Source organism: Candidatus Saccharimonadaceae bacterium ML1 (assembly GCA_030253535.1).
Classification (GTDB): Bacteria; Patescibacteriota; Saccharimonadia; order Saccharimonadales; family Saccharimonadaceae; genus Saccharimonas; species Saccharimonas epibionticum.
Genome location: CP124550.1, coordinates 561,371 through 576,778, shown reverse-complemented (window position 1 = coordinate 576,778; position 15,408 = coordinate 561,371). Strand labels below are relative to the sequence as shown.

The 15,408-nt window shown below is 46.5% G+C and carries 14 protein-coding genes and 3 tRNA genes; 15 read left to right on the top strand and 2 right to left on the bottom strand.

What is annotated here, in order from left to right; all coding sequences use genetic code 11:
• Positions 1-585: 585 nt before the first annotated feature.
• Positions 586-2,241, top strand: a complete 1,656-nt coding sequence (locus tag SEML1_RS03000; protein WP_376753760.1) for a recombinase family protein — start codon at positions 586-588, stop codon at positions 2,239-2,241.
• On the opposite strand, the gene SEML1_RS02995 is transcribed toward SEML1_RS03000, so the two are convergent.
• Positions 2,229-2,304: transfer RNA gene (locus SEML1_RS02995), tRNA-Gly, on the bottom strand. The two genes, SEML1_RS03000 and SEML1_RS02995, sit on opposite strands and share 13 nt — an antisense overlap.
• Before the next feature lie 85 nt (positions 2,305-2,389).
• On the opposite strand from SEML1_RS02995, the gene SEML1_RS02990 reads away from it, so the two are divergent.
• The 8 genes from SEML1_RS02990 (at position 2,390) to leuS (ending at position 11,606) form a co-directional block, all read left to right on the top strand.
• Positions 2,390-2,464, top strand: a tRNA-Gly gene (locus tag SEML1_RS02990).
• Between the two features lie 180 nt (positions 2,465-2,644).
• On the top strand, positions 2,645-3,187 hold the full coding sequence (locus tag SEML1_RS02985) for a PadR family transcriptional regulator (RefSeq protein ID WP_376753759.1): 543 nt from the start codon (positions 2,645-2,647) through the stop codon (positions 3,185-3,187).
• Positions 3,168-3,842 (top strand): ABC transporter ATP-binding protein, encoded by a 675-nt coding sequence (locus tag SEML1_RS02980; protein WP_376753758.1) that lies wholly within the window; start codon positions 3,168-3,170, stop codon positions 3,840-3,842. Before SEML1_RS02985 ends, SEML1_RS02980 begins: the two co-directional genes overlap by 20 nt.
• Positions 3,839-6,028, top strand: a complete 2,190-nt coding sequence (locus SEML1_RS02975) for an FtsX-like permease family protein (RefSeq protein ID WP_376753757.1) — start codon at positions 3,839-3,841, stop codon at positions 6,026-6,028. The genes SEML1_RS02980 and SEML1_RS02975 overlap by 4 nt, the downstream gene beginning before the upstream one ends.
• Positions 6,029-6,085: 57 nt before the next feature.
• A tRNA-Phe gene (locus SEML1_RS02970) sits at positions 6,086-6,161 on the top strand.
• Between the two features lie 85 nt (positions 6,162-6,246).
• Positions 6,247-7,527 carry a Mur ligase family protein gene (locus SEML1_RS02965; protein ID WP_376753756.1) on the top strand — a complete coding sequence of 427 codons (1,281 nt, stop codon included), beginning with the start codon at positions 6,247-6,249 and terminating at the stop codon, positions 7,525-7,527.
• 14 nt (positions 7,528-7,541) lie between these two features.
• Positions 7,542-8,810: a hypothetical protein gene (locus SEML1_RS02960; RefSeq protein ID WP_376753755.1), complete on the top strand. Its 1,269-nt coding sequence runs from the start codon at positions 7,542-7,544 to the stop codon at positions 8,808-8,810.
• A 45-nt stretch (positions 8,811-8,855) separates the two neighbouring features.
• A complete protein-coding gene (gene leuS / locus SEML1_RS02955; protein WP_376753754.1) occupies positions 8,856-11,606 on the top strand; it encodes a leucine--tRNA ligase in 2,751 nt (916 codons plus the stop codon).
• 1 nt (position 11,607) lies between these two features.
• Here the strand turns inward: leuS and SEML1_RS02950 are convergent, their stop codons facing one another.
• Complete coding sequence (locus SEML1_RS02950; protein WP_376753753.1) at positions 11,608-12,138, bottom strand: hypothetical protein; 531 nt, start codon at positions 12,136-12,138, stop codon at positions 11,608-11,610.
• A gap of 146 nt (positions 12,139-12,284) precedes the next feature.
• On the opposite strand from SEML1_RS02950, the gene SEML1_RS02945 reads away from it, so the two are divergent.
• The 6 genes from SEML1_RS02945 (at position 12,285) to SEML1_RS02920 (ending at position 15,197) form a co-directional block, all read left to right on the top strand.
• Complete coding sequence (locus SEML1_RS02945; RefSeq protein WP_376753752.1) at positions 12,285-12,494, top strand: hypothetical protein; 210 nt, start codon at positions 12,285-12,287, stop codon at positions 12,492-12,494.
• 56 nt (positions 12,495-12,550) lie between these two features.
• The gene (gene nusB / locus SEML1_RS02940; protein ID WP_146477265.1) at positions 12,551-13,030 is read left to right on the top strand and encodes a transcription antitermination factor NusB; all 480 of its coding nucleotides are present in this window, start codon (positions 12,551-12,553) and stop codon (positions 13,028-13,030) included.
• Entirely contained in the window at positions 12,993-13,511 is a 519-nt protein-coding gene (locus tag SEML1_RS02935; RefSeq protein ID WP_376753751.1) for an NUDIX hydrolase, read from the top strand. The genes nusB and SEML1_RS02935 overlap by 38 nt, the downstream gene beginning before the upstream one ends.
• A 9-nt stretch (positions 13,512-13,520) precedes the next feature.
• A complete protein-coding gene (rnc, locus tag SEML1_RS02930) occupies positions 13,521-14,237 on the top strand; it encodes a ribonuclease III (RefSeq protein WP_376753750.1) in 717 nt (238 codons plus the stop codon).
• Positions 14,238-14,316: 79 nt separating this feature from the next.
• Positions 14,317-14,673 carry a 30S ribosomal protein S16 gene (gene rpsP, locus SEML1_RS02925; protein ID WP_376753749.1) on the top strand — a complete coding sequence of 119 codons (357 nt, stop codon included), beginning with the start codon at positions 14,317-14,319 and terminating at the stop codon, positions 14,671-14,673.
• A 128-nt stretch (positions 14,674-14,801) separates the two neighbouring features.
• Positions 14,802-15,197, top strand: coding sequence for a KH domain-containing protein (locus SEML1_RS02920; protein WP_376753748.1), 396 nt, complete (start codon positions 14,802-14,804; stop codon positions 15,195-15,197).
• The last annotated feature ends 211 nt before the right edge of the window (positions 15,198-15,408 follow it).

The window sequence follows — 15,408 nt, the reverse complement described above, 5'->3', positions numbered from 1 at the left end:
GATTGCTGTGTATTGTTCATAATACCCCCGTTTAGTTATTAAAAAAGGACAGCCACTGCTGGCTGTCTAGACCCACAACGAGGGTTTTATCCCTATTGCTTTTAGCAAATGGCTGCCCATTTTCGGGATAAAATGAGCCCTGTTGTGAATCTAGACATTATCCATTATATCATTTTGATGTAAGATTTGAATTTTGATATAATAGACGATGTAATTAATAAACTACCGCATTTTATGTGGCTACATAGCGGAGACGTACCGCGCAAAAAACGGGTAGCATGATTTACACATAAAAATAAGCATACGAGAACAACTCGGTAAAAAAGGGGCTTTTAGCGGACTAACTGAAGTAGCTACTTCAAGGAGTCTCGGATGTCCTCTTTGTCTAACCGAAAAGCTTTCGCCGATGAAAACATATTAAAATTGCTTAATATATTATTCAGGTATATTAATAAGCAAAATGAAAAAATAAATACCACATCAAATAAACAGCGCTATGTAGTCAGTAGAGGAATAAAGATTCTTTTATAATTTCCTATAGCCTAAATTAGCTCTAACAATAGATAAGGGCTTATAATAGGGATTATGCAGAATAGTAACAACTCTACAAGTGTAAAGCTATTACTAAATAAACTTACAGGTAGCGGTCCTGAAAATAATGAGAGTTCACTTAAGCCCGTACAGTATGGATTATACGCTCGTAAATCTACTACAAGTGAAGACAGGCAAGCTTCATCAATAGAAGACCAAATAAAGGAGTGTGTAGATAAAGTTATTACACCAAATGGCTTAAGTATCAAAAAGATATACAAGGAAAGCTTTTCTGCTAAAATTGCAGATACACGCGATGAATTTAATAAACTTATAGATGATATTGAAAATGGAAGGATAGATGGCTTGATAGCTTGGCATCCTGACCGTCTATCACGAAATATGAAAGAGGCGGGTGTTATTATCGACCTAGTAGACAGAGGTTTAATTAAGGACTTAAGGTTTGCGACATTTACATTTGAAAATAATCCAGCGGGCAAGATGCTGCTTGGCATCACGTTTGTAATGGCTAAACAATACTCTGAGCATCTCTCCGAATCAGTAGACCGTGGTAATAAAAGGGCTATAGAGGATGCTGAATTTATCGGTAAATTTAAGCACGGCTATATACTAGATTCAAATCGCTTTTTCCAACCTGACCCAAAAAACTTTACAAAGGTTAAGCACATGTTTGAACTAGCTTTAAACGGCAAGTCTCAAAAAGATATTAGAGAGTGGATTAATGAGCAAACCTATACTGTTCAGAAGCGTGCAGGAGGTCCTTACCAAAGTCATAAATGGTCCAAGGACGATGTCTCAAAGACCCTTAAAGACCCATTTTATGCTGGTGTTTTAAAGTGGGGTAAACACTACAAAAATTTATTAGAAGAGTATGATTTTCAGAGCGTAATTACTGTCGATGAATATTTAAAAATAAATAAAATTGATAGTTTGGATTCCTCTAAAGTTTATGCTATCAATAAGCCAAAAGGTGGTGAGATATTTGCTAATTTATTTAGAGGTAGAGTCATTTGTGGGGCTTGTAACGAGTCTATGACCTCAATGGTTACGAATAAGCGAAATAAGACAACGGGTGAAAAATATGACTACAGATACTACTATAAATGTGAAAACAGATATTGCAATTTAAATGGAAAGTCAATTCGTGCAAAAACTATTATTGATACAGCGGAGGTATTCTTTAAAGAATATTTATTCATTAAAAAGAGTAATTATTTGGTTATTAAATCAAGTGCCGAAAGGTCCATGAAGCATGAAAGCACTAGGCTCACTAGTGAGGTATCTAGCCTAAAACGGAGGCTAGCGCTTAAAAAACAACAGTATGAGCAAACAAAAGCGCTCATATTAGAGAGCCCCGAGCTAAAAGACTATTACAATCTTGGCAAGCTTCTTGATGAGCAAAAGGAATTAGAACAGCGTTATGAGCTAATAGTCAGTCAAAGACGCTTATTAAAGGACTCCTTAATTACATTTGATGAATATCTCAAACTTTTTGAGTTTTTCCCTGTTATTTTTGAAAAACTTGATGACATGAGTGAGCTGGACCAGCTTTTAAAAATATTCTTCTCTAACTTTATAATTGAACCCATTAAAAAAGATACTTTTAAGGGGTCAAAAGTATCTTATAAGCTAAATGAACCCTGGAAAGGGTTCATTGAATCAAATGATTTCGTTTGTGGTGCGGGTTAGGAGACTCTAACTCCTGGCCTCTTCCATGGCAAGGAAGCGCTCTAACAACTGAGCTAAACCCGCATAGGATTTCTACATATCATTATAGCGAACTTGCCGATTGATTTCAATACCTCTGCGCTATGTAGTATAATAATGAAAGGTATTTGCGGGTATCGTATAACGGCTATTATGTATGCTTCCCAAGCATGAGACGAGGGTTCGATTCCCTCTACCCGCACCAGACCATTGATAATAGCTGTAATCTAAGTGAAAAACATAGTTCGCTACTGTTTCGTGACAGTAGTTTTTTATTTTCGTATATTTCATTGATGAAAGCATATATTCTATATTTATACACTCGGTGTATATTTTTTGTATAAAATAGCTTGCATAAACTAATAACTGGGTGTATAGTTAAATTATGAATGCACAATATGTATTGCTCGGATTTTTGACAGAAGGGTCAAATTACGGGTATGAGTTAAAGAAGAGATACGATGGGTATTTTGGCAAGGACAAGCCAATTCTGGCAGGTCAAGTTTATTCGACACTCGCGCGGCTGAAGCGCGATAATAAGGTAGAAGAAATTGCAGACACGAGCGAATCGGGCGGTCCGGACAGGGTTCGCTACGCTATCACCGAACAAGGTAAAAATGATTTGCAATCCTGGCTAGAATCACCTGAAGCACCGTCGCCGCAGCTGCAGGCGACAATGTACGTCAAAACAGTGTTAGCGATCCTGAAAGACGGCGATGCTGCTCCATACCTTGACAACCAGCGCAAAGCTCATGTCCAGCGAATGCGGGAGTTGACGAACCGACGCCGCAACAGTGATTTATCAGACATGCTGTTGATTGATTACGCGCTGTATCATCTAGAAGCAGATCTGCGCTGGATTGAATTGACGATTTCGCGCTTAATGAAATTAAAGGAGGAAATATTACATGAATCAACCAATAATTAGCGCTAAACACATCAAAAAGTCGTATGGGCAAACCCACGCATTGCGCGGCGTATCGCTTGACGTGCTTCCAGGTGAAGTACTGGCAATTATGGGTCCGAGCGGCTCTGGTAAGTCGACGTTACTTCATAGCTTGGCGGCAATCATCAGTGTGGATAGCGGTGAAATTATGCTTGATAGAAAACGCATTGATAAACTAAGTGACGATAAGCGCTCTAAATTGCGCCGTACGTGCTTTGGGTTTGTATTTCAGTTCGGACAGCTTGTGCCGGAACTGACAGTTCATGATAACGTGGCGTTGCCGCTGTTGCTGAACGGCGTTGACCGTAAAGAGGCGTATCGGCGTGCTAATACGTGGATTGATAAGGTTGGATTGAATGGTAAAGAGGAGAGTTTGCCGGGCGAATTGTCGGGCGGGCAAGCGCAACGGGCGGCGATTGCGCGGGCGATGGTGATTGAGCCGAAAGTATTGTTTGCTGATGAGCCAACTGGTTCGCTTGATTCGCTCAATTCCGAGAAGGTGATGGAGTTGTTTATCAAAACCGCGAAAGATAATGGCACGACGGTCATTATGGTGACGCATGAGCCGACGATTGCCGCCTATGCCGATCGCGAGATTATTGTTCGCGACGGGCAAATTGCTGGAGGGCGAAAATGAGTATCAGTTGGCTGTTGTTCAAAAAATCTGGCCGCCAATCAATTGGGCGTCTCAGCCTGACGGCGGCGGCAGTCGCGCTTGGTCTTTTTGTTCTATTGGCGCTGACGGCAGGTACGAACGGCTTGATGGGTCGTGCGCAGCATGTCGACTGGCGTTTTGCGGTATTTAATGCTAAGCAGAATAATCAAAAACCAATTCCTGGTGTGTCGCCGTTAAAGGCGTCGTTGTATATGCCTGGTAATCTCAACAAATGGCACGACAAAGAGTTTGATGTAATGTCGGTCTATGCGGCAGGAGATCATGCGCTGAAGTTGCCAGGCGGAATAAAGACGCCGGCGCCGGGCGAGTATTATTTGTCGGAAGCGTTGGCAAAAATCGCCAAAGAGCGTCCGGAGGATCGTATCGGTGAACGCTATGGTACAAAGTATTTGGGAACGATTCCGGCATCGCTTGAATCGTCGCCCGACTCGTTGTCTGTCATTCGCGGGGCGAATGCCGATGAAGCAGCCGCAAAAGATGATTATGGACAGAGCATGTTTGTTGACATGTATAAATTTGACACGAGCGGTATGAGAGCGGGGTTTGGCGCGGTAGGATTAGCGCTTATTGCAGTTGGCGGTACGGTTTTACTCTTTCCGATCGTGATGTTTGTAGCGGTTGCGACGCAGCTCGGAAGTGCGCAGCGCGAGCAGCGTTACGCAGCAATTCGACTAATCGGCGGTACGCGGCGCCAAGTGACGAAGATTCTCTTGTTTGAATCATTTATCGCAACGCTCGCCGGAGTCGTTGTCGGCTCGTTGGCGTATCTAGTAACATTGCCTCTCTTGCAGCAATATAAATTTGACGATATGCGTTTTATGTCGCAGGACATGGTCGTTGGCTGGGGGCAATACGCGTTGATTGTCGGTCTGACACTCGTGCTTAGCCTGGCGGCAAACTGGTGGGGTATGCGCCACGTGCAAACGTCGCCGCTTGGTGTGGCGCGCAAGCAGAAAGTCGCGAAAAAACCGCGGTTATGGCGCGTAATTCCATTGCTCGCTGGACTCGGTATCTTTGTCTGGATGACGCTGCCGGAGGGTGTAAAATGGGTAAAAAGTGCAGATGATGCTATGATGCCAATGCTGGCGTTGATGGGCGGTATTGTACTTGTGATGTTTGGTTTGGTTCTGGCGGGATCGTGGCTAACATATATATTGTCTCGCGTTGCCGCCCGCTTCACGGCACGTCCGTCAACGCTTATCGCAGGTAGGCGAATTTCTGGCCAATCAAAACAGGTGTTCCGTAGTGTGAGCGGCGTGGTTTTAGCACTCTTTGCGGGTAGTTTTTACCTCACAGCAGTTGGCGGCGTCGATAAACTAAATGCCGACGCCGTGAACGATAATGGTTATTCACAGCTTAAAAAAGATACGGCGCTCGTTATGGTTGAGCCGGCAGGAAATGATTTGGCTGAGACACTACGTTCGCAGAGCTATGTAAGGTCGGTCGAAAAAGTGTATCGTAAAGATGACAACTCATACATTCCGTGCCAAGCCCTGCCCGTGTATACGCGCCACATTTGTCCAGACAATAAAGAGTATGCGGTGGTGAATTTTAACGAAAAAGTGGTTAAAACGGTTGCGACAGTCGATGCTGTTGATAAAGGCGCGACGCTGTCAACGTATATGGTGGCATTGAATAGCAATGACAATATCGACGCGCTGCGTACGCTTATTGCAGAGAATAGTTCGCAAACCGCGAATCGTTATATTATCAGCGGCACGTACGCACAGCAGCCGCACATCAGTCCGGTGGTTAAAAGTTTTGCCGAAATGGCATATACTGGTATCGGTTTGACTATGTCAGTAGCGGTTTGCAGTATGATCGTATCGACAATTGGCGGATTGCTGGAGCGCCGGCGTTCGCTCTTGACACTGCGCCTCGGCGGTATGACGATTGGACAATTAAAGCAGATTGTGATGATTGAGTCGCTTATCCCGCTCGTGAGCGTATCGCTTGTGGCGGCTGGTTTGGGAGTGTGGGTTTCGACTATATTCTTATCGTCGCTTTCAAACACAGTTAAGCCAACGCTTACACTGACATATTATTGTATCGTTGGCGGATTGCTTGCGGCGGCAGCCGTTGGCGTTTATCTTGTGCTGCCGATGATTAAGAAGATAACATCGCTTGAGGAAAACCGGACAGAATAATGGCACGCTCTCCTCTATTGTGCAAACAAAGAGAGTTTAGTAGAATAGAGGAGGTGTGGCTCTTTAGCTCAGTTGGTAGAGCAGAGGCCTGAAGAGCCTTGTGTCACTAGTTCGAGTCTAGTAGGAGCCACCAGAAAAGCACGCTCTAGGATGGTATAGAGGGTGTTTTTCTTTTGCCTTTATTTTCGTATTTTTACCACATACGGTATCATAAGTATATGTTCAAAAAATATGTCCTGAAGAAAATGAAGCGATACGTCATTGACTATTTTGCGTATCACCCCGAAATCAAACTCATTGTTATTGCCGGCAGTGTTGGCAAGACAAGTACGAAGCGTGCACTTGGCGATCTGCTCGTACAGCGCTACCGCGTGCGCATGCATGAAGGCAATCATAACTCTGAAGTGTCGGTACCGCTCGCGATTCTCGGTATTGCTTTGCCAACGAAGTTAAAAAATCCGTTTTCGTGGTTCGGCGTATTTCGTGCGGCGCGGCGGCGGATTCGGCAGCCAACTGATGTTGATGTTATCGTCCAAGAACTTGGCGTTGATCATCCGGGCGATATGGCAGCGTTTGGCGAATACTTACGTCCGGATATTGCGCTTGTGACTGCGGTGACGCCAGAGCACATGGAGTTCTTTGGCACGATTGAGGCAGTGGCGCAAGAAGAATTGTCGGTGTTGTCGTTTTCGAAAGTCGGACTCATCAACCGCGATGATATCGACGGGCGGTTTGCGGATCTCATTAACAATCCAAATTTCAGTACGTACGGTACGTCTGGCAGCGCTGAGTTTCGGTTTGAGCCGCAGCGATTTGATGCTGATGTCGGCTATAGTGGTACGATTATCGCGTCGGAGTACGGTTCGTTTCCGGCGACGATCAAAGTTGCGGGCGAGCACAGCCTGCGTCCGATTATGGGCGCGGTTGCTGCTGCAATTATGTTTGGGTTTGCGCCTGAAGAAGTTGTGCGCGGCTTGAGTATGATCAAGCCTGTGCCGGGGCGCATGAATATTCTGCACGGGATCGGCGGTGTTACGGTGATTGATGATACGTATAATTCAAGTCCAGCCGCTGCCGCTGCCGCGCTCCAAACGCTCTATTCGTTTGACGATGCTGCCGAACGCATTGTTGTGCTCGGCGATATGCGCGAACTTGGCGCAAGCAGCCAAATGGAGCACGAAAAGCTCGGCTCAATGTGCGATCCGAATTTACTTGCCTGGGTAGTTACCGTTGGTCCGGAGTCTGAACATTATATTGCTCCTGCGGCGCGGCGGCGCGGTTGCCAGGTTCATATTGCGCGGAATGCGATTGAAGCAGGCGAGTTCGTGCGTTCGGTGACGCAGGGAAATGCGATTGTGCTCGTGAAGGGGTCGCAGGACACGATTTATCTGGAAGAATGCGTGAAAGTATTGTGTAATATGACAGAAGATGTTAAACTTGTCCGCCAAGATGCGCAGTGGATGGCGAAAAAAGAAGCGTTTTTCCAGCAATTTAAGTAAGGAGAGCAAACACTATGGCGAAAGAGAAAGAACCGAAACCGAAGCAGAAACGCGCGAAGAAGAAAGATGTAGAACGACCAACTGCCAGCACGAACGCAGAACAGGCGATAGCTAACACGGAATCATCGAAACCTGTCGCGCCCGTTCAGCCAGCGCCGCAGCCATTGCAGCCGGCATTGCCGCAGCAGCCCATACCATACATGCCGCGCACATCGTCGTCGCAGTTAGTGCTTATTATTATTGGCTGTATCGCGGGCGGCGTGCTGTTCTTACTCGCGATTTGCGGCGGCGTGCTGGCGTACTCAATATATCAGCGCCCCGAAAATGTCGTGCTTGACGCGATTACGAAACTGCAATCAGCGAATAAGTTTTCGACGCATACAGAGATCACTATGGACTATAAATATGATGCCGGCGCGAAAGATGTTTCGTTCAAAAAGTTGACGCTTGATACCGGCATGAATTCGTCGCCAAGTGTTGATGCTAATGCTACATTGCAAATGAGCGTCGGCGGTCGTGATACTTCGGTGAAAGCGTCTGCACTCATGACTGACGACGGCACGATATATTTCAAAGTTAAAAATCTCGCAGAAGCGCTGAGTGCATTTACGGGCAGCAAGGAATTGCCGGCGTCCGCTAAAAATCAGCTTGAAAAAGTGAGCAATAAGTGGGTGAGATACGAGATTAATGATTTATACAAGAATAATCAGCGCGCGGCAGAACGGGCGCGGTGCGTACAAAATGTTTATAAACGTAGTCTTAAAGACAGTAAAAAACGTAGGGAAATCGTGAGTACTTACCGCAAATATCCATTTGTGATGATTGAAAGTATGGCACAGCCAAAGGACGGTAATGTCGGGTATACGGTATGGATTGAACCAGTGACATGGCGGCAATTCAACAAGGCATTCGCGCATACGGCAATTGCGCAGGATATAAAAGCTTGCGGCCCATCAACGCACGATAATTCCTCTGTAGTGCCGGACGATACAGATGATAACTACGCCAATCCTGCACCTTCACATTCGGTGCTCGGACACAGTAAAACGAAATTTACAATGTGGATATCGCCATGGTCGCACGAGCTGCGCGCGCTTGATATTGAAGGCGGGTCTGACGCACGGTTCTCGCCGAAGAGCCACACTAAATTCGATTTCTCGAAAGGCGTGGCGACTGCGAAGCCGAATGACTCGGAAGTGATACATGCCGACGAATGGAATAAACGTCTTAACGAGGCAATGAATATAAGCAATTCTTCGGCGTCGTCAAGCGGCGACAGCTAGTTTTATCCTCTGCTGATCGGCGCAAAATCTGATATACTATAGCTAATGAAACGCTATAATCCATCTGAAATTGAGCCGAAGTGGCAGCAAATCTGGGCGAATGATGCCCGCTACCGCGCTGTTGATTTTGGCGATAAACCAAAATACTACATTACGGGTATGTTCCCGTATCCAAGCGGCGCAGGTATGCATGCAGGGCATTTTTTGGAGCACTCCATCGTTGATACGGTTGCGCGGTTTCGCCGGGCACTTGGGTATAACGTATTGTATCCGATGGGTTGGGACAGCTTCGGATTGCCGGCGGAAAATTATGCGATTAAAACAGGCAAGTCGCCGAAACAAACCGTACCCGAAAATATTGCGAACTTCAAAAATCAGCTGCAGCGCGTTGGTGCAAGCATTGATTGGACGCGCGAAATTAACACTAGCGACCCAGCGTATTATAAGTGGACGCAGTGGATTTTTACGAAGCTATTTGAGCGCGGACTCGCGTATCAGAAAGATTCGCTCCAATGGTGGTGTCCAAAAGACAAAACAGTGCTTGCGAATGAGCAGGTGATTGATGGCAAGTGCTGGCGCTGTGATTCTGTGGTCGTCAAGAAGCCGATGAAACAATGGTTCTTCAAAATTACGGCATACGCTGATGAATTACTCGCCGAGCTGCCCGAGATGGATTGGCCGGACAAAATTAAAATAGCGCAGCGAAACTGGATCGGCAAAAGCGAGGGTGCGGAGGTAAATTTCCTGATTGACTGTAAGCCGTCTGATTCGCTGAAATTTACGCCTGAGTTAGCAGAGAAAATCAAGGCTGGCGCTAAGACGAATACGATTCGCTTAGGAGCAAAAAATCTTGCAGCGGGCGATGTCGCTGAACTTATGATGCGCGACGGTGATACCGTAGAATCGTTTGGTTATGCGAAAATTACGAATGCTCAGAAACTACCGCTTAAAAAAGTACCGAATAATATGCCCGGACATGAGAGTTATCGCGATGATAATGAAAAGCTTGCTGATTTTCAGAAATTTTACGGTAATGATGTGACGCTAGATAGCGTAGTTGCGGTATATGATTTTGAATATATTCCGCCAATTACCGTTTTCACGACGCGCCCCGACACGATTTTTGGTGCGACGTATCTAGTGCTTGCGCCTGAGCATCCCTTGGCGCGAATGCTAGCGGACGGAGATACCCAGGCGGCAGTAAATGCATACATTGACGAAGCGGTGAAAAAAACTGAAATTGATCGCACGAATGACGCTAAAGAGAAGACGGGCGTTTTCACCGGCAGCTACGCGGTCAATCCGGCGAATGGCGAAAAAATGCCTATCTGGGTGGCTGATTATGTGCTCGGTGGTTACGGTACGGGTGCAGTGATGGGCGTGCCGGCACATGATGAACGCGATTTTGCATTTGCAGAGAAATTTGAGCTGCCGGTCGTTGAAGTCATTGAGCGTCCCGAGGACGACGCGAGTGCTAAGCAGTGTTATCATGGCGAGGGGATTCTCGTAAACTCTGGCGCGTTTGACGGCGCACGGAGTGAAGACGCGCGCGAGCAGATCGTTGCGTGGTTGGAGCAAGAAGGTGTTGGCCGCGCTAAGACAACATATAAGATGCGTGATTGGCTAATTAGCCGCCAGCGTTATTGGGGTGCGCCAATCCCGATCGTTCATTGTCCGATTGACGGTGCAGTAGCTGTACCGGAACATGATTTGCCGGTGCTACTTCCAGATGTTGACGATTTTGTGCCGCGCGGCGACGGTAAATCTGTATTGGCGGCGCAAGAAGATTGGGTGCATACGACTTGCCCAAAGTGCGGCGGTCCAGCAATGCGCGAAACAGATACGATGGATGGCTATGCGTGCAGCTCGTGGTATCTATTACGCTACACAGATCCACACAATGATCAATGCGCATGGGGCACGAAACAAGTTAACTACTGGGCGCCGGTCGACATGTATGTCGGCGGCGACCATGCAACGGCGCACTTACTCTATGTTCGTTTTTGGACGCACGTATTTCGCGATCTCGGGCTGACAGAATTTGCCGAGCCGGTTAAGCGGCTTGTATATCATGGGCTAATTCAAGCTGAAGATGGGCGCAAAATGAGCAAAAGCCTCGGCAATGTTGTTGACCCGCTTGATGTTATTGATCAAGGCTATGGCGCCGATGCGCTTCGTACATTTGAGTTGTTCCTAGGACCAATTACCGAAAACTCCAGTTGGTCGAGCCGCGGCATCGCTGGCGTGTATCGATTCTTGAATCGTTTGTGGACGCTTGTACAAGAATACGACGAAAGCGATAAATCAGCGCAAGTAAACGTAAAAAAGCTTGATAGTTTGACGCACGCAACAATTAAAAAGGTTACCGACGATATTTACCGCTTAAGCTTCAATACGGCGATTGCCGCTCTGATGGAGTATGTGAATGATCTGTACAAACTAAAAACTGAGGGCTTTTCGCCTGCGTGGCGGTCGGCACTTGAGACGCTTGTGCAGCTTGTGCAGCCTTTTGCGCCGCATATGGCTGCTGAGCTGTGGCGGCAACTTGGGCATGATTCGCAGCTTGATTTCGTTGATTGGCCAGATTTTGACGATGCAAAAATTATGCAGGATACGATGACGATTGTCGTGCAAGTCAATGGTAAAGTACGCGCCAAATTACAGGTAGCAACCGGCGCGAGTGAAGATAAAATCAAACAGCTCGCCCTGAGCGATGAAAGTGTCATGCGCTATGTCGTGGGCGAGCCGAAGAAAGTGATTTATGTGAAAGGTAAGCTAATTAGTATAGTAATTTAGCCTAATCCTCAGCCTTTCGCTCTAATCGTAAATTCGCGACATCTATGAGTTTGTCACCATTTATGCGTCCGACGGCTACGTAAGCTGTATCTCCAGGGTGCATAGCGCCTTTGCCGTCACTTTCTATGCTTCTTGATAGATTTATTGACGTAGCGGCTGAAGTGCTTCGTGCATTATTAGCATCAGCGTTAGAAAAATTGCCCGATTTTTGTTGCTCAGCTATAATCCTTTCACCGGCGCTTTGGGAACCGTCGCCATCCTTTATAGTTACTTCCACGATCTCAACGCCCTCAGGTAATGGGTTATTTTCGGGGTCTTTAATGTAATTATCAACAATTTGAGCAACCTGTGTCTCTGGTGATAGCGGCTCTTTTGCTTCGCCGCTTTCTGTCTCGCTGCCGCACGCTCCTAACCCCGTTGCCAGCGTGGCGAGAACAGCAATCTCAGCGCTTGTCTTTTTCGCGAGCGCTAGGACGCGGTTTGCGGTTGATTTTGATTTTTCTGTGTTGGATAGTTCATGTAATGTATTCATAGATATTACAATAACACAAGCATAATGAAAAGTCAATATTTTATAATAAAAATGGCAATTTAGTCAAGTAACTTGAGAAAAACATCATTTTCGCGTATAATACAGTTCAAGTTTATACAAGAAATCCGAGAGAAGGAGAATATTTCATGGCACAGCCAAAGAAGCAATCAAGTCCTCGCAAGACTGGTCTGCGTCGCAGCCACTTGGTCGAGAAACTCGCGAAGCGCGTTAACCGCACCTCGCCGGTGCGAGTGTATATCGGCAAGAATAAACGGGCAACCGCACAGGTGGCGCAACTAGCAGATAATCAAACGAGCGAGCCGGTAAAAGCAGCGAAGCAAAAATCTGCGAAGTAGTAGGTTAATAGAATCTTATTTTAAGAGGAAAAATACTAAATAAGGAACTGACGCGTATGGCATCAAACCGGCATCTGGGTAGAATTGTCGCATTGCAGGCACTGTATGAATATGAAGTCCGCACGCAAGCGGGCGACACATCGGATACGCTTGAGGCTATTGTTGCGCGCGATATTGTTCGGTACGAATCAGCGATTGACGACGTTACGTTTGTAAAAGAGCTTGCAGATGGTGTCGTCGATAAGCAGGCGGAGCTTGACGCGGCGCTGCAGCCGATTGCGCCAGATTGGCCGATTTCGCAGATAGCGCGTGTTGACCGCACGGTGCTGCGAATCGGCCTGTACGAATTACTATACCGCAGCGATGTCGTGCCGCCAAAAGTAGCAATCAACGAAGCGGTTGAGCTTGCGAAAGCGTTTGGTTCCGATAATTCAAGCCGGTTTGTGAACGGTGTGCTTGGTACGGCATACCGCACGCTGGTAAAGGGGGCATCGGATAATGACGAAACCGCCAAAGAAACAACAAAGCAAAAATAGATTTGATCACATCCGCAAGTACTTGACGCGTTCGCGTTCGGCATCGATTCAAGAAATTGTACGCGAGCCGACAAGTGGCGGCGTGATCTTTCGCCATGGCGTAAATGGGCTGGAAATCTTATTGATTCAAGACGCCAAAGATCGTTGGACGATCCCGAAAGGGCATATTGAAGAGGGTGAGACTGCAGTGCAAACAGCGCGCCGCGAAATTGGCGAAGAGGCAGGATTGCATGATGTTGATATGCTCGGATGGCTCGGTAAAATTCATTTTCGGTACCGCCGGATTGATAAGCTCGTACTGATGACAACGCAAATCTATCTAGTGCGCGTCCGTACGAGCGGCGATGAAATTCAGAAAGAGGATTGGATGAAAGGTATTAAGTGGTTTCCATTCAATGAAGCTCTCGACTTAATTGAATATGAAGATATTGCAAAACTAATGTTAAAGGCAAAAACACGTATACGAGAGGAGAAGTTATAAATGTCAGGCATGCCGACAGGACCATATCAGGACTGGGCGAAGCAGAAATTGGGATTTGAATATAGCGATATTCAACTTCTGATTACTGCTTTGACGCATCGCAGCTATGTAAACGAGCACCGTAAATCGGTAAGCGAGCACAATGAGCGGCTTGAGTTCTTGGGTGATGCAGTACTTGAACTGGTCGTGACCGATTATCTGTTTCAGCACTATAGCGAACCGGAGGGAATTCTGACAAGCTGGCGTGCGGCATTAGTGAATACGATTAGCAATGCAGAATCTGGAAGAGAGTTGGGGTATGAGCCATTGGTGCGTATGAGTAAAGGTGAGAAACATGGTTCAGATCGAGCGCGGCGTCAGATTCTAGCAAATGCGTACGAAGCAGTGATAGGCTCAATCTATTTAGAGCGCGGCTACGATGACGCAGCGGCGTTTATACAGAAGTATACGATCGTGAAGCTTGATAAAATCCTTGCCGAGGGTTCATGGCGCGACCCAAAAAGCCATTTACAAGAAATTAGCCAGCAGGTTGATAGCGCAACGCCGGTTTACAAGGTTCTCTCTGAGGAGGGGCCAGACCACGATAAAGTATTCACGCTCGGCGCATATGTCAACGATACGCTGATGGGCAAAGGGATTGGGTCAAGCAAACAGTCGGCGCAGCAAGAAGCGGCAAAAGCAGCGCTTGAAGCCTATGCGAAGCAAAAAAGCGCTAAGTCAGATTGACTTTTATCGTAAAATCCGGTAGAATGTCTAAGAAGTAAAAGAGTAAACCTGTAAAGTGAAGTAAAGGAATATTACATTTATGCTCGCAATTCGTTTGCAACGCCTCGGCCGCAAAGCTTATCCGGTATACCGGCTGGCGGTACAAGAAGCTCAGCGCCATCCGTCAAGCGGCCGCGTGGTCGCGTATGTCGGCAGCTACAATCCGCACACTAAAGATTCAAATATTAATGTTGAATTGGCGCAAAAATATTTGGATAATGGCGCACAGCCGACGCCGCGTGTTGTTAAGTTGCTCAAAAGTGCTGGCGTGAAGTTGCCGGGTTGGGTAAAAGAGTTTGAGGGCAACAAAACGAAAGCGGTGAAAAACGCCGAGAAGTTGCGTAAGAATCAGCCAAAAGAAGACGCTGCAGAAGAGTCCGAGGCCGCCGAAGCCTAACTTAGAGAGTTGAAGTGCGAAAAGCTCGCCCAAAGTTTACAGCGGCGAGCTTTTTATTTTGCTTGTGTTCCGTGGTATACTGAAAAAGTACGATAACCTGTAAGACCGAAAAGGAGGCATGAGGGCATATGTCGACAATAGACCAGCAATTTGTAGAATATATCGTAAAATCTTTGGTGGAACACCCAGACGATGTATCGGTTGACCGTATCGTTGATGAGAAGGGCGTGCTATTGACGCTGACGGTTAATCCTGGAGATTTAGGCCGTGTAATTGGTCGTCGCGGCGGTACAGCGCAAAGCTTGCGGACACTACTGCGGGCGCTCGGAACGAAGAATAGCGCGCGCTACAACCTGAAAATTGTCAACAACGACAACCCGGACGAAGCAGTAGCAAATGTATCAAGCGAAGAACCTGTGGACAGTGCAACTACTGATACTGTGGAAAACAGTGCTGATGAACCAAGTAAATTCGCAAAAAAGTCACGCGAAGAGCTTGCGGAACTAGACGACCTTGATATATAATCATAAGTAAGTTCATGCGAGAACCTTGAACTGCGAGAAAACATACAAATTGCTCTTATTGCGAGCGAACCAACAAATGGTTTGAGAGACTTATTTGTGCAAGAAAGCCACTTTTGCTATCTAGCGGAGTGGCTTTTTTGTTGGTTGCGTGAAAAAAGAGTATAGTATTTTATTTTTGGCGGCGCAGCTTGCAAGACGTGTAAGGATTATT

Coding starts and splice junctions, on each gene's coding strand:
- SEML1_RS03000 (WP_376753760.1), top strand. CDS start 586: ATGCAGAATAGTAACAACTCTACAAGTGTAAAGCTATTACTAAATAAA.
- SEML1_RS02985 (WP_376753759.1), top strand. CDS start 2,645: ATGAATGCACAATATGTATTGCTCGGATTTTTGACAGAAGGGTCAAAT.
- SEML1_RS02980 (WP_376753758.1), top strand. CDS start 3,168: ATGAATCAACCAATAATTAGCGCTAAACACATCAAAAAGTCGTATGGG.
- SEML1_RS02975 (WP_376753757.1), top strand. CDS start 3,839: ATGAGTATCAGTTGGCTGTTGTTCAAAAAATCTGGCCGCCAATCAATT.
- SEML1_RS02965 (WP_376753756.1), top strand. CDS start 6,247: ATGTTCAAAAAATATGTCCTGAAGAAAATGAAGCGATACGTCATTGAC.
- SEML1_RS02960 (WP_376753755.1), top strand. CDS start 7,542: ATGGCGAAAGAGAAAGAACCGAAACCGAAGCAGAAACGCGCGAAGAAG.
- leuS (WP_376753754.1), top strand. CDS start 8,856: ATGAAACGCTATAATCCATCTGAAATTGAGCCGAAGTGGCAGCAAATC.
- SEML1_RS02950 (WP_376753753.1), bottom strand. CDS start 12,138: ATGAATACATTACATGAACTATCCAACACAGAAAAATCAAAATCAACC.
- SEML1_RS02945 (WP_376753752.1), top strand. CDS start 12,285: ATGGCACAGCCAAAGAAGCAATCAAGTCCTCGCAAGACTGGTCTGCGT.
- nusB (WP_146477265.1), top strand. CDS start 12,551: ATGGCATCAAACCGGCATCTGGGTAGAATTGTCGCATTGCAGGCACTG.
- SEML1_RS02935 (WP_376753751.1), top strand. CDS start 12,993: ATGACGAAACCGCCAAAGAAACAACAAAGCAAAAATAGATTTGATCAC.
- rnc (WP_376753750.1), top strand. CDS start 13,521: ATGCCGACAGGACCATATCAGGACTGGGCGAAGCAGAAATTGGGATTT.
- rpsP (WP_376753749.1), top strand. CDS start 14,317: ATGCTCGCAATTCGTTTGCAACGCCTCGGCCGCAAAGCTTATCCGGTA.
- SEML1_RS02920 (WP_376753748.1), top strand. CDS start 14,802: ATGTCGACAATAGACCAGCAATTTGTAGAATATATCGTAAAATCTTTG.